Genomic DNA, 787 nt, shown 5'->3' with positions numbered 1-787 from the left:
CCCAAGACTAACGCAATGTTGATGATGTTTGAGCCGTAAGCATTACCTAAGGCAAGCTCAGGACTACCATCTAGCGCTGCTAATATCGATACCACCATCTCAGGTGCGGAGGTACCCAATCCTAAGATCAACACCCCAATCAGAAAACTAGGTACACCTAATGTCTTTGCTAATGCGGTTGCGCCATCAATGAATACATCAGCACTCCAAACCAGAATGGCTAAACCAATCAGTATCGTAACACCTGCCAACCACATGGGTACTTTCCTTCAAAAATAATGAATTATTAAGTCTGGATTGATATAAAAAAAGCCGAACCACAATTTGGATTCAGCTTTTGTATTGAAATAAATAGTTTTGCAAATTCTAATACAGGCTAACTATAAAGATGGGCACTTTTGACTCTTTATCGGAACTATTAAGCCACTTGTACAGGGATAATATTTGCAGTGTCTTTGACTGTATTATCTTCATTACAATAAACCAGTTTTGGCTGGTAGGTCGAGGCTTCAACTTCGTCAAAATGAGCATAAGCGCAAATAATGACGATATCACCTAAGTCTGCCATATGAGCGGCGGCACCATTTAATGAGATGATACCAGAGCCTGCTTCAGCGCGAATAGCGTAGGTGCGAAAGCGCTTACCATTGGTGACATTATAGATGTCGATAGATTCGTTCTCGCGTAATCCAGCAAGATCTAATAAGTCGCCATCGATACCGCATGAGCCTTCGTAGTGCAGCTCAGCATGCGTGACGCGGGCACGGTGCAATTTGCATTTAAGCAT

Annotated in this window: 1 protein-coding gene and 1 pseudogene; both read right to left on the bottom strand. The window is 42.4% G+C overall.

Annotated features, from left to right (window positions below):
- Positions 1-257 (bottom strand): annotated as a pseudogene (locus tag ACS8FD_RS19365) (calcium/sodium antiporter); the annotation flags it as partial.
- A gap of 161 nt (positions 258-418) precedes the next feature.
- The coding region (panD, locus tag ACS8FD_RS19360; protein ID WP_131481850.1) for an aspartate 1-decarboxylase at positions 419-787 on the bottom strand (369 nt) is incomplete at its 5' end.

It is taken from the genome of Psychrobacter sp. 1U2 (genome assembly GCF_051847575.1).
Note: the sequence above shows the minus strand (reverse complement) of the source record. Positions and strands in the feature narration are given on the sequence as shown.